At 53.4% G+C, this 15869-nt stretch carries 1 protein-coding gene (cut by a window edge); it reads left to right on the top strand.

Annotated features, from left to right (window positions below; all coding sequences use genetic code 11):
* Nucleotides 1-15869, top strand: the 3' portion of a protein-coding gene (locus tag JWG39_RS03060) for a DUF4347 domain-containing protein (protein WP_205217894.1). It extends 13555 nt beyond the left edge of the window; only the last 15869 of its 29424 coding nucleotides appear in the window; the start codon falls outside the window, past its left edge; its stop codon occupies nt 15867-15869.

Genomic DNA, 15869 nt, shown 5'->3' with positions numbered 1-15869 from the left:
GTGGCGGGGCGCTTGCCGCAAACGTTATCAGCAATACCGTCAGCACTGAAATCAGTGATGCTGATGTCCTGACAACATCAGGCCGTATTGATCTTGATGCGGCTTCAGAGGCGATAATCCGCACTCTGTCCGTTGGTGTTTCCGGTTCTGGAGCAGTGGCTGTTCAGGTCTCGGCGATGGGTAATGTCATCACTAACAATACCTCCTCAAAAATATCCAGATCGATTGTTCAGGCAGACGGCGATATCAATCTGAGCGCCCAGGACAGGGCACCTTCAGCAGCTCCGCTGGGCTGGATTCTCGACATGCTGCCTGATGATGACTCCGGCAATGGTATGAAGGATGCCGTCGATGATTCGACCGCAGATACCCTTATTGATACGTCAACCAATATCCTTTCCCTCATGGTCAGTGTCGCTGGAACTGGTGCTGTCGCAGTCAATGGGGCTTTTGTCGGTAACGTTATTGCCAACACCATTACAACGGATATCGATGACTCCTCCGTTACCTCGACTGGCGGTGATATCATTCAGGATGCGCAGTCGAAAGCCGGAATCGTCGGTCTTACTGTGGGTGTTGCCGGCTCTGGTGCCGTGGCGGTCGACGTCACTGGCTATGGCAACGTGATTACCAATAGTGTCGGTTCCACCGTCAGTAATTTTTCGACGCTCCGAACCGTGGCTGACACTGGCGGCAATATCGCCCTTTCTGCCAGCGATTCCTCGATGATCCGTTCCGGCGGCATATCGATTGCCGGTACCGGTGGTGTGGCCGTTGGCGCGCTCATCGGTGCAAACGTGATCACCAACTCGGTGGAGACCAGTATTGACACGTCAACCGTCGACAGCAACGGTACGCTTGATCTGACGGCTGCCAATAATGCAGATATCCTTGGGATAAGTCTGGGCGTCGCTGGTTCAGGTGCCGCTGCAGGTATCCTGTCACTGACAGGTAACGTTATCACCAACACCACCTCGGCGAAGATTACCGGTACAGCCGATCACCTTTCCGATATTGATGCAGACGGAGCCATCAGTCTGCTGGCAACCGACAGCTCAGAGATCAATACTCTTGCCATCGGCGTGTCCGGCAGCGGCGGCGGGGCAATTGGTGCGGCTCTTGCGGCCAATGTCATTGTCAATACCATTGAAACGGAAATAAATTACAGTACGGTTGATTCCGAGGCAACTCTCGCGCTTGCATCTCACTCGGAAGCAATAATCCGCTCTCTTGGCATAGGCGTGTCCGGCAGCGGCGGTCTTGCCGTCCAGCTCACAGCCATGGGCAACTGGATAGAAAACACAACCTCTGCACTCATTGCCGACTCAACAGTCAACGTTCTTGGTAATGTCACGCTGCTGGCAGACGATCTTGCTCCGGCCGCGAGTCCATTGTCGGCCATTATCAACATGTTTGTCCCCGATAATGATGGTGACAGTAGTGCTGCTGCCGACGATCCGGATAGTGACAGCACCAGAACGCGTCTCAATGATTCTCTGGCAGATTCTCCGATTGCAGATCCGGATGCCAACATCCTGTCGGTAGTGGTTTCCATTGCGGGCAGTGGCGGTGTCGCGGTTTCTGCTATTCTCACCGGTAATGTGATCAACAACGATATCTCTTCAGTCATTGATCACTCAAGTGTCACCTCAACGGCGGGCAGCATTTCCCTTGATGCTGATTCCAAAGCTGCCATCGTCGGGCTGTCGGCAGGTGTCGGTGCCTCTGGTGGCGTTGCCGTCCAGGCCTCTTTCTTTGGCAACGAGATCAACGTGTCGACAGAAGCCCTGGTTCTCGATGGTTCCGTGTTGAACGCCCTGGGTGATGTGCACCTTGAGGCTGTCGATCAATCCTCGATCCAGTCCATCGGTCTCTCAATTGCAGCCTCGGGTGTTGCTGTTTCCGGCATCGTTGGTCGTAATAAGATCGAGAATACGACACGCGCCCGAATCAGCGGCTCCAACACGACGTCCAACGACCTCTCTGTTACAGCGCTTTCGGACTCTTATATCCGCAGCTTCGTGGGTGGTGTCGCAGTTTCTGGCGCTCTGTCGGCGCAGCTTTCCTTCACCTGGAACGACATCAGCAATAATGTGGAAGCTTCCATTGTCGCCGACAGCACCCATGATTCGATAATCAACGCCGTTGGAGATGTTGTCCTGAATGCCGAAGATACCTCAGAAATTGATTCCACTGCCGTTGCAGTTGCTGCATCGCTGGGTATCGGAATCAGCGGCTCCTACGTCAATCATGAGGTCAGCAACACTGTTAGCGCATATATTGAAGGAACGTCGTCTACTCACACTGTGGAAATTCAGAAGGCGGACGAGGTGCGTATCGATGCACTGTCCATGCCAAAGATCACCGGAGATACCTATGGCATAAGCCTTGGGACTCTTGCTGCCGGTGCGACCCTCATCGAGGTTACTGTCGGCGGCAGTGTCGATGCCCATATCGGGCCTTATGTTAATGTGGGTCAGTCTGCTGGTAAATCAGTGCGGACTCTTGATATCTCTGCACTGGCCAAGGCTGATGCGGAAGCCACTGTCTTCGCTCTTGCCGGTGGTATTGGGGCTGGTTCTTATAACTGGGCCGAGGTAACCGTCAATCCACAGGTTGTCGCCTTTATCGACAACAGCACCATAGACGTGACAGGCGCGATTGCTGTTGAAGCTGCCAGTAAGATGCGTGCCGTATCAGATGTCACCGGCATTAACGCCGGTCTGCTGGCTGTTGGTGTTTCAAAGGCTGAAACGGTTCTCGATGCGACGGTGACAGCTTCTGCCAGCGGTGATATCGGGGCCCGGTCCCTGACGATTAATGCAGCGCAGGGGGCTCTGGACGGTCAGACATACAGTGCGACGGCCACGGCTTCAGGGTCTGCCGGCGGGCTGGTGGGGGTTGACGCCACTATCGCCAATGTCACCAATAACAGCGATACCAGTGCATTCATTGGTGATAACTCTGTTATACGCGTTAATGACAATGTTTCAGTTATTGCTCAGACGGCACTGCGTCAGAAGGGTACGGCTGAATCTGATGTCGGCGGTGTTATCGCCGTGGGCATTACTGCCTCAGACGCCTCTTCCAATACCACGATTAATGCCTCGCTTGGTGCTCATGCGAATATCTACAGTTCCACTCTTGAAATTACCGCAAGTGGCCTTGATGATAACTACGCAGATACTTCTGCCGGTGCTGGCGGTGTCGTCGGTGCAGCTGCGGCTCGTCCTCAAACCACCAATATCAGCACGACAACTACCTCAATAGGGGCGGATACTGTTGTCGATTTGACCGAATCAGGCACCGGAGAGCTGGATGTCAAGAGCTATCACCAGGCGCTTTATGGTACCAGGGTGAACACCAGTGCCTACGGTGCTCTGTCAGGTGCAGGCGCAGAGGCCGACAGCACTATAACGGCTACGGTAACCACCACAATTGGCAGCGGGGCGAATATTACCGCCCGCGATATTGATCTGCTTGCGACCAATCGGATTGAAGGGGACAGCTATATGAAGGGCAGCACCGGTGGCATTGTCAGTGAAGCCGGAGCTGACAGCGAGACCATTATATCTCTTGATACCGAAGTGATTGTCGGCAACAACGCCAGCCTCAAGGTTATTGGATATTCTTCCAATGATGACAATTTCAATCTGGCGGCCTTGAATATCTTCGATATAAAAGAAGAGATCATCTTTACAACCGGCGGGGCTCTCGCTGGAGCCGGGGCAGACCTCACTATAGAGACTGCCAGGGATCTTGCTCAGGTGACAATTGGCACCGGGGCCACACTGCTGGGTGTCGGCGCCATGAACCTTTCTGCCCGAGGTCAGGGGGAAATCCATGGTACCGTATCGGTTGAAACCTATGGTGCAGGCACAGTCTCGGTTGGGGAGAGTTATGTTGAAATTAAACCAGAGAATGTGATTGACATCCTGAGCGGTGCCCACCTGCGATCATTAGGTGATCTCAATCTTTCTGCTGGACGTTCCACTGCTGCAGGCTTTGAAAACTATTCGGACATTTATACTGTTGAATCCCGCTGGGATGGTTTTGCCGGGTCCGCGATCCCGATTTCCGATATCGACGCCAAAGCCTTTATCGTTCAGGAAAACAGTATCGATGTACAAAGCGGTGCCCTGCTGCAGACTGGTCGAGAGGCGAGACTCTTTGCTGATAACCTCGGCCTGGTATATCTGACTGGTAAGGCCAAAGCGGTGAGCTGGGTCAGCGAGGCGGCTGATGGTCTCAATTCTCTTTTGGGCGGCGGTGGTGATGAGCAGTTTGAAGGCAAGGAACTGGCGGAATCCCACGGCTATGTCAATATCGACGGCACCATTGAAACCGGTCTCACCCGGGAGCAGACACTGAAGATAACGGGCTGGAATGTTACCCCTGTTTACGGTACTGATTCCGAAGGCAATACCATTGTTGTGGATCAGAATGTAGACATTACCTCCGACGCCGATCTTGGCATAACCTATGAGACGGGTTTCAAGGAAATTGACAGCGAGATGGTGCAGGAGCTGCAAAACGCCGAGTCAATGCTGGCCGAGTATGGCCAGACCAACGGTACCCTGAAGAGCTTTTATGAGGGGGAGATAGCACGTCTTAAGGCAGCCCTTGATGCTTCCGGCCTTGGTGAAGAGGTCACTGCACCCGATGGAACAGTTTCCACCATTTATCCCAAAAAACAAGTTCTTACCATTACCGTCAATCCAATCTGGGCCCAGGCAGGTGTTATCAACGTGCGCTCCGATGTGCTTGACGGCACCGGTACGTTTATCGCGCCCAATGATGTTACCGTCACTATCACAAATGAGACTCCCGCATTTATTGAGTTGATGGGGATAACCATTCCCGATACCAACGGCGGTCTGTATTTCAATGGCAGACTGGTGGATGTGCTGCAGGATATCAGGGACGAGAATCAGATTAATGCCGATCTTGATAATGCACAGGGATTTACTGGTATTGATGATCCCGTTATTGCGGAAGCTGTCACCTTTGATCTTTCCGAGGTGGCTGATCCGGCAACAGGAGACGGCCCGGCGATTCTTGTGGAGAATACGCTCAATGTCAACACGGTAACGCCTCCAGACGGCGGCAGCTATCCATGGCCTGATATAACGGTGCTTGGCCCCGATGACGGCGGACTGGGAATATACAACGATGGCGGTTCAGCAACATTCACCACAGTTGGCGGTGATATCCGCTTTGAGGGAACAGTTCGGGCCATGGATATTACGGTTATCGCCGGTGGTGACGTCTATATTACCGGCCTCACATCTTATCCGGTGGGTGGTGAACCGGCCAGTCAGCTTGGTGATGTCTCTGGCGGAACCTCCGGGGACTACGGGGCCGGTACTGATGGTGCCGGTGTCAAAGAGGCAAGCGATACCGCAGTACAGACAGTAGTCAACAGTACTGGTACGCAACCGTATGCAATGTATGGTGATCGTATTCATATCGATGCTGAATATATCAACATTAACGGCATCATGCAGAGCGGCAGGGACTCGTATGAGGTGACCATTGATGCAGATGCATACTCAGAGGCCCTGACGCAGATCTATACCTATGGCAAGACGGGAAAGGTGTATCTGGAAGACGCATCCGAAGCCAGTGATGGCTTTGAGATCTATTTCAATACCTCAACCTGGCAGTTTGAGGTGGGCGAGCTGAGGACCAGCGGTGGGTATATAGAACTTTTCGGCAATATCCTGAACACCGGTACCGGTGAGATCAGGGTGCTGGGTGAATATGCGGCTGTAACGATCAACAATGAAACAACCTGGGATGTTCTGGTTAACGAGCTTGATATCTCTCAGCGTGGTCAGGGAACCCTGATCATCGTGGATAAGGCGAATGGTACACCGACGGATACCACTGTGCTGGACGCAGATACCGCAGATTCCTACACCTCATTGTACCAGTGGACTGAAAACGGTATTGAGTTGACTACAAACGGCTCAGACGACCCGGATTATGAAGGAATATCAACCCTGCTGACTGGTGACACCTTCTCCTATCAGCCGAACGAACAGCTTCGTTACGGCTGGACGACGGTGGTCACCAGTCAGACAACAAACTACAAATATATCAAGAGCGGCGGCTGGCTCGGGGTGATACCAGATGTTTTCCAGGACGACTATGATGAGTGGGACAGTACGGTGGTGGCGACGCCGCCTACCTATGCAGGTACTGGACCGTACTACTACTTTGACAGTTCAGCTGGCGCGGACGCCGACTATACTTTTGTTGCGGATAGTGCGATTGTAGAGTCAGGAGATGTTATCAGATACTGGCACAATGATTATTGGACCTGGTACGGCAGCCATGTGTATGAGGCCAAGTATAAGCAGGTTGAGGGTAAGGAAGACTATTACACCCATACCCTCAATGCTCACCGCCCGATAACCATCAGCTATATCGGCCAGGCAGAAGGCAGTGTAACAATTAATTCCACCGGTGGCGGGGATGTTCTCCTGGTCGGCGCAGTCATTACCACTGCGGGAAATATTGCCATTGATTCGACCGGATCCATTGAAGCCGTCAGTGGCGGGGCCTGGCTGGCAGGCAAATACATAAGCCTTGAGGCAGATAAAAATATCGGCACCACACTGCAGCCGATAACCATCAACCTCTCAGACCCGAGCGGCAACTGGTCTGGCAGCGAGGGGATTTATGCGGTCTCCGGCAGTGGCGACATCGCCATTACCGAGGTCAGCGGTGATATGTATGTAAACTCAATCAGCGCAGCGGATGGAGATGTGGTTCTTCATGCAGATGGGGCAATTACTGTGGCGCAGAATACGGCCACCACATACCATGCGGGAACAGTGACCGGTGCGTCAATATCTCTGACCGCTGCAAGCGGTGGCATCGGTAATGGCACCACCGCCGATAATCCATGGCTGGTTATTGATTCAGGGGTTCAGGTTGACAGTACGGCGGCCACCACACCAACCACCAGCGTTACCGCTTCCGCCACCGGCAATATCTATCTGCAGGAAGCAAGTGGTGATCTGCGGGTTGATCAGATTTCCACGACCGGTGATGTCTATATAGACGTCGTCAGTGGTGACCTGCTTGATGCAAATGATTTCCAGGAGCGGGATGAGCGGACCTATAATGAGTTGAAAGGTGGCGTCTGGGCTGATCTGCAGCTGGTTGGTGACGACGCAACGGACAAGCTTAAGGACACCATCAGTGCCTTTGAGTCCTCGAAGGAAAGAGAGTATCGCAGCTACTGGATCTATCGGAACCAGCAGGCTGACTCCACGGTTTACGACAGCAGTTTTCAGGTGACACTGGCGCAGGCGGAAGAGGACTATTATCGCACGGAGCTGAGCTATGACGATGACGCCATAACCACTTTGGAAAATAAGCGGACTGCGGAGTATCACACCCTGCATTCACAGTTTGAGAGTTATTTCACTGAGGTGGGTAGTGCAATGCCCACCAGCTACGATCAGGGCTTCGACTATACTGTGACCGACGGCGAAGAAACTGCCCTTACTTCGTCCATCAAGGTCTGGACAGAAGAAGAGCTGCTGAACCTGATCGGCGGTGGCTTACTGAAATCAGTCACTGATACACAGATCAACATCGAGGCAGCAAATATCGTCGCCAGCAACCTGACAATTACCGTTGGCGATGCTGTTGGTGAGACGGGTGATCCCACTCAGATCATGCTCGACGGCGATGCTTTTACCACCGACGAGCGGGTCGCTATGGCAGCGGCAGAGCGGGCCGATGTCTCCTATCTGTCCACTGACCTGATCAACGCCAGGGTTACCTTTGACAACTCTCTCTGGACCATGACCCGTGAAGACAGCTCAAACTGGAGCGGTTTCAGCGTGGGCATGAACATCATCGTGCGCGGTAATACGGCAAACGAAACCGTGGGACTAAGCTATTACACCATTGGCTCGATCAGCGGTAACAAGATGACCCTGATCGCCGATTCGGCGCTGGTTGCGGAAGTTGGCAAGGATGTGCAGGTTGCAGGCATTACGCTTGATCCGGCTTTTGAAACGGTTGCGATGAATGAAGGCGTGGAGGTAACCTTCCAGAACAACGGCTGGAATTCAACCGGCCGGGTGGGTGACACTATCACCCGCAGCAGTGGCAGCTGGATTACAGACGGTTACGTGGAAGATTCTCTGATCAAGATCAGTGGCTCGGCCAGTAATGATACCGCTACCTCGGAATACTACCGGGTTGAGTCGGTCTCCGCCCTCGTCCTGATCCTGTCAGGCAGAAATGAGCTGGCCCAGGAAGATACTCCGGTGGCAATTTCCCTGGAACGGGGTGACAGTCCAACTCTTCTCTCTATTCTCATTGAAAACCGTGATGATCTTAACGTCAACACCAGCGGGTTGTTCACTGCTGATGTCGATGGTGATATCTTCCTGGGCTCTGCACCGGTAGACTCCGTTGAGCGGCTGCTGCAGGTCGATAGCATCGTCGCCGGAACAGTTGCCAATCCTGGCAGCGTCAGAATCAAGGTTGGGGCTGGTATCAGCAATGGTGCAGCAGACGGTGTAATCAACATCCAGAGCGGCAACCTGCTGCTCGAAGCTGGTGATGGCGGCATCGGTACCGCAGATAAACCTTTCTACACTGACCTGTTTGGTACCGGTACGATTACCGCAAGGGGTACCGAGTCGATATACCTGAGTGAGCATAACAGTACAGGAACAGCGGGTGACATGCGGATTGAGTCGATATATTCGAAAACCGGCGTCGCGGATCTTACTGCCGACGGTTCCATCATCGACGCGCTCAACACTGATTTCACCAAGGTCAAAGCTGTCTCTATCATTTTGAACAGTGGTGGTACGATTGGCGAGACCGGAGCTCCTGCCGATTATCTGGAAACTGATACATCTCAATCGGGAAGCCTGACTGCAATCGCCCAGGGTTCGATCTGGCTGGCAGAGACTTCTAATGACATGAATATCAACACTATCACTTCTGTCACCGGTGATGTGGATCTGGTTGCGCATCAGTCCATTCTCGATTTTGTCGATGATGGCAGCGGTCTTGAGAGCAGGCCGGAGGTTGATATCTTCGCTAACAATATCTCGCTCCGGGCACGATTTGGCGGAATCGGAAATTCCGGTAATGATCTGGACCTCGACAGCCACAGAAATGGCAGCGGGACCCTGACCGCCGAGTCATTCCTCAACACCTATATCATCGAAACCACTGGTGATCTGTACCTGAATACCGTGTCAACCGGCGGCTACAGCAGCTTATATACTGCTTTTATAGCAACGCCTGTCGGCTCAATCAAAAACGGCAGAACCAGCGGTTCCAACATCCTCTCCGGTAAAACATATCTCTTTGCTTCACAGGATATCGGTGAAGCTGACAAGTCGATCAGCACAGAAGTGGCTAATCTTGAAGGAAAGTCAACTGCAGGTTCCACCTGGATTGATAACTACGGTGCCATGACGGTTGGTGGTGTTGTCGATGATGACGCACCCGGTATGCTGGCAGGTGGGTCAATTACCACCGTGACACACAGCCCCCTGATCATCTCAGAAAACGTCATAGCGGAAACAGGCAACATCGTCAAAACGTCCACCGACGGTGTTGATCCTGCCGACGATTACCTGACGGTGCTTGCTGGTATTACCGTGCAGGCCGAAGCTGGTGATGTCTCCCTGAATGCTGGTGATGATCTCACCATAGGGATTGGCGCTGAGATTCTTGCCGATGTTGGCAATGTCTATCTCAATGGTGATTATGGTAACGCTGATCCTGGCGTTGGCAGCACCATGACCATCAGCGGTATTGTGCAGGGTATCAACATTGAGGTAAACGGTAACGGTGATGACGACAGTATCATCTTCGATACGACCAGCGAGACAACGGCAAGCGGTCTGATTACCATCTCGGCCCATGGTGGCGATGATACCATCTTCATCAATACTGACGTCTTCGTGGGAGAAGCTGAGGTATATGGCGGCACCGGCGATGATACCATTACTGTCACTGAGCTGCCCTCCAGAACGGCCGAACTTACTCTCGATGGTGAGGGCGGCACAGATGAATATACGGTCAATGTCGATGGCGCCAGCAATTACATCATAAATGTTGCTGACAGCGGGGCGGCCGATGACGGTACCGATCATCTTACCATCAACGGTACGGCAGACAGTGACACCTTCCTGCTCAGGAAAGAGTTTGTTGCTTATCTGAACACCACTGGCGGCGACGGCGCATTTACCCAGGCCGAACGCATCAATTATGATCAGAATATCAATGCCCGATTGCGAATAAATGGTCTGGATGGCGACGATTATTTTTACAGTGATGACAACTCCAGTCTCACTACGCTTGACGGTGGTGCTGGCAGGGATACTTTCCAGATCGGCCAGCTCTACGCAGCAGACCGGATTGCGCCTTACGTGGCTGCAGGCGATGAGGTTGTGACCAGGGAAACCACCCTTGGCTTCCTCAGCATCGGCATCAGTGAATCGATGGTTATCTATGGCGGCACCGGTGACGACAAATTCTCGGTCTATAGCAACAAGGCCCTGCTGAAAATGTTCGGCGAGGAAGGCAATGATGAATTTATTGTCCGCGCATTCCTTGAGAAAGACAGCACTGAGATTGCTGGTGGTGGCGATGCCGAACTGTTCGGCGGAGCTGGCGATGATACAATCTTCTATTCAATTAATGCACCTCTGGCCATTGACGGCGGCAGTGGTACCGACAAGGTGGTTGCGCTTGGTACTGAGGCAAATGATGATTTTGTGATAACCCGCGACGGTATCTACGGTGCAGGGCTCAATATCGGTTTTGAGAATGTCGAAATTGCCGAGCTTGATGGCCTGGAAGGGGACGACGAGTTTTTTATCCTCTCCACTTCCGAAGATATGGTGACCTCTATCATTGGCGGACTTGGCAGTGACATTTTTAATGTCGGCGGTAATGTAACTTCCACCATCTACAGTTCCAGTGGTTCAGGAAACAGTGGCTACATCAATCATTCCGTAACGAGTGATGATCCACAGTATAACGGAATTTTCGTCGACGGCGTGCAGTTGAACGTTGGGAACAGTGCCAGGGGGCAGGTGGTGCTGACTCCGACCGACGGACTTACCCTGGTCGAGGACGATGCGACATCATTCGGCACGTATACGCTTGATCTTGAAACTGCTGTACCGACCGCCGCATCCATCGCCTGCATAACGGTTTCTGCGGCCCGGTCCACAACGGAAGACAAGGATCAGGATGGCAGCGCCGGCACCGTTCTGGTATCGATAGATGGCACCAACTACACCGATTCACTGGTGCTTGTCTTTGATTCTGAAAGTAACTGGAATACAACCCGGACAATCTACGTCAAGGCTGCGTCTGATACTGCTGAAGAAGGAGTCCAGACCGCAATTATCAGCCATTCAGTGATTGTTGAGGCTAAGGACCCCTCGAGTGTCACGGCCGGGCAGCAGGAAGAACTTGATGCTGTCAGTGATATCTTCATGCCGAACTTCGAGGTTAAGGTCTACGATGACGACAAGGCCGATCTTATTGTGGCCGAAGTTGTTCCCGGCTCGACTGTCGTGGAAGGCAGTTTGACTGATGCGATCAGTGTGGCGCTGACCAGGGCACCGGCGGCAGGTGAAACAGTAACCGTTACCCTGACGCATGGTTCACAGATAAGTCTTGATACCACTACCCTGACATTTAGCGCCATCGACTGGGATATAACCCGGTTTGTAACCATTACCGCAGTGGATGACAGCCTGCCGGAAAACCGTGTCCGTGAATCGATAGAGTTTACAGTCACCAGCAGCGTTCCCGGTTCAGCCTTTAACGACAGCGAACCGGAAGGTGTCGAGGTCGTGGTAGAGGACAATGACCGGGGCGGTGTACTCATTACCCAGTCCGATGGCTCTACCTTTGTCAACGAGTCAATTTCGGACACGTATTCAATCAGCCTGCAGAAAGCACCGGCGGCTGGTACTACTGTCACCGTCAATTTGCTTTCCGACGGACAAACCCTTCTGACGAGTACAGACCTGCGGTTCGATGATGCCGCGCAAGCGGTTACCTTCACCTATGCAAACTGGAATGTGGCAGCAGTCATCACTGTTGATGCCAACTCGGCGTCCACGGAGGGCAGCTCGATTGTCCAGACCTTTGCTCTGCAGTCGCATACGGTTGATCAGATAGAGGGGCCGCTGTTCATCGAAGGCAGCGTCCCAGCGGGTAAGGACAGAACGCTGGAACTGGCGGTTATGCTGCCGACTGAGAGCGATGAGGTGTTGACCTCGACTGCTGTCGATATCGATGAATTGATCCAGACTGATACCCTTAACGTTTTTAATGACGGCTCGGAGAATGAGGACATTGGACTTCTGACCGACAGCAATATCTCCGGTCTTGGTCTGGGCGGCGACCTCACCTTGAATATGGGCTCCGAGGCCAGCCCGGACCTTGTTACCTACGTGGGCGGTATCACTTACAGCGGGTTTGAAACCGTTGAGATTCTGCTCGGTGATAAAGATGACACTTTTACTGTTGAAAGTACTCTGGCAGATACCATCACCACCATCCACGGCGGTGGCGGCAGTGATCAACTGACGGCCGACATCGGCGCAGATAACGGTGTTCTCATTCTGTTCGGTGACACTTCGCAGGATGGCAGCAGGTATGATGCGGATATCGCCACCACAGCGACCGCGTTGACCGGGGGGGCCTATGAGTTTAATAATCCGGGCAATGATATTATCGACGCCAGCGGTTCAAACTCCTCTGTGACCATTTTTGGCGGTATTGGTAATGATGTCATCTACGGCAGCAAGGTGGGCGACAATCTGGCTGGCGGATCGGGCAATGATGAGATCCATGGCCTTGGAGGCAATGATCATATCTACGGTGACAGCGGTTTTAATGTCGATGTTAACACCAGATTAGACCTGGCGGGACAGATTCTGACCGTGGTCAACACGCCAGCCGCGACTGACAATCCGGAGACCCATGATCCTCTGGTGGCAGGCAAAGATAATATTACCGGAGATACCGGCGAAGACATCATCTTCGGAGATTTCGGCGAGATTCAGCAGAAAGCTGGAACTCAGCGGATAACCGATATGGACAAGGTTATCGCCATTCGTACCGTGAACGAAACTGAAGGGGCCGATGATGTCATCAACGGCAACTCTTCTCTGCCAGACGGCCGCGATAACGATATAATCTTCGGTGGCGCAGGCGCGGATACCATTACTGGCAATGGTTTGATGGATATTGTCTTTGGTGATACCGGTTTGATTACCTTTGCAGAGAACGGCGACATGCAGGAGATAGCAACCACTGTTGCCGCAAACAGCGGTGATGACAGGATCACCACCGGTCAAGGTGACGATATCCTGCTCGGTGGTGGCGGATCCGATACCATTCCTGGCGGGGCTGGCAATAACATCGTTCTGGGAGACTTCGGTGTACTGCAGGTCTCAGGCACTACGGTTACCCACATTACAGCCAGCAACGGCTCTGACAGCGGTAATGATCAGATTACCACCCAGGACGGCAACGATATCCTCATCGGCGGCAGCGGCTCCGACAAGCTCACCTCCGACGCAGGCGATGATATACTGCTGGGCGATAACGGAGTCCTGGTCGTCTCCGGGACAACGGCCTCGCGCATTGAAACTACCGATGGCAGCGGTGACGATGAGCTCAACGGCGGCACAGGCAGCGACATCATGCTGGGTGGCAACGGCTCTGATACCCTGATCGCAGTGGGTGAAAATAATGTGCTGCTGGGCGACACCGGGGTCATTACCCTCTCTGAGGGTAGTCCAAATCAGATCGAAGCCAACGGTGATGGCGGCGGTGACGATCGCCTCACCGGCAGTGACGGCAACGATATCCTCATCGGCGGCAGCGGCTCCGACAAGCTCACCTCCAACGCAGGCGATGATATACTGCTGGGCGATAACGGAGTCCTGGTCGTCTCCGGGACAACGGCCTCGCGCATTGAAACTACCGATGGCAGCGGTGACGATGAGCTCAACGGCGGCACAGGCAGCGACATTCTGCTGGGTGGCGACGGCTCTGACACCCTGATCGCAGCAGGCAGCAATAATGTGCTATTGGGCGATACCGGGGTCATTACCCTCTCCAGTGGTCGTCCAAATCAGATCAAAACCAACGGTAACGGCGGCGGTGACGATCGCCTCACCGGCAGTGGCGGCAATGATATCCTCATCGGCGGCAGCGGCTCCGACAAGCTCACCTCCAATGCAGGCAATGATATACTGCTGGGCGATAACGGGGTCCTGGTCGTCTCCGGGACAACGGCCTCGCGCATCGAAACTACCAACGGCAGCGGCAACGATCAGCTCAACGGCGGCACAGGCAGCGACATTCTGCTGGGTGGCGACGGCTCTGACACCCTGATCGCAGCGGGCGGCAATAATGTGCTGCTGGGTGATACCGGGGTCATTACCCTCTCCAGTGGTCGTCCAAATCAGGTTGAAGCCAACGGTAATGGCGGCGGCAACGATCGCCTCACCGGCAGTGACGGGGACGATGTTCTCATTGGCGGCAACGGCTCCGATACCATCAGTGGCAGCAGTGGTAATGACGTTCTCATCGGAGATACCGGGTCGGTGCTCTTCAGTGGTGGAGCGCCCGGTCAGGTGACAGGTTTTGCCGAGTCCGGCGGCAACGATCAGCTCGATGGCGGTAACGGCCGGGATTCTCTCTTCGGCGGTGGCGGCAATGATACGCTCTCCGGCGGTTCGGGAGAAGATGCCCTGTTTGGTGATGGCGGCAGGGTTATTTACAGTGACGGTACTTTCAGGAGTATGGAAACCATTTCCTTCAGCACCGGTGGTAACGACCGTCTTGACGGTGGCAGCGATAATGATTTCCTCTTTGGTGGCGCTGGCTCAGACAGCCTCTATGGTTCTTCCGGCAACGATATCATGTTTGGTGACATTGGTTACGCCTACTATCCTGCTGCCAATCTGTTGATAGCGGAAACCATGGGGTATTCCATTGGCGGTAATGATATCTTAGACGGCGGCAGCGGCAATGACATCATGTTCGGCGGGCATGGCCGTGATACCTTCTCCGGCGACTGGTCTGAGGATGTCATTTTTGGTGATTATGGCCGGGTGGAAATTCTAGACGGGAATTTTATAAGTCTCATCTTTGTCGGGCTTGGACAGATTGATCCATTCTCCTGCGGACTCTTCTCGTTTAACACCGGGTTTGACAATTTCATCACCCTGTCCGGCGATACCGCTGTCAAGGATGTCCTCAGCGGATTGACAAGCGGCCTGTCCCCGCAGCAGGTTGCCAGCGACTGGGGAATGCGCAGCCATCTCGACCGGCTGAGTCATGGCGGTGCAAATGTCAGGGACGGGGAAGGTTTGGCAGGTTATTATGCCACCGTTGATAATATCCCCACTGAGCTGGCACCTGTGCAACAGCAACAGGCACTGCCTGCGACCGGAAATCCTGTAATAACTGTTCCGGATAATGACTCCGCCGGTCAGTTGCCTGCGCAGGAAGGCCAGAACGGTGACAATACTCAGACCTTTAATCTGCAGCGAGAGGATCTGGTTCCAATGGAAACAATGATTGCTGGACTGGTCGGTTGGTCGGTTGGGACTGGTAGTCGGAATCGCGGTAAAAAACATCTGCGTGAAGATGAGATTGCAACCCTGATGCAGCCGAAAGAAAAAAGCTGGCGCTGGGATGGCAAAGATCTTCACAAAGAAAGTAAGGGTACGAAACTCTCCTGGCATAACAGCCAGGGGCAACAGATTCCCATTGTTTTTACAAAGAAGACAGACGGTAAGGCAGCAGAAAGCATAAACAGTATCGCCGTTTAG

Source organism: Desulforhopalus vacuolatus (genome assembly GCF_016918505.1).
GTDB classification, from domain to species: domain Bacteria; phylum Desulfobacterota; class Desulfobulbia; order Desulfobulbales; family Desulfocapsaceae; genus Desulforhopalus; species Desulforhopalus vacuolatus.
This window is presented reverse-complemented; position numbering and strand designations above follow the sequence as displayed.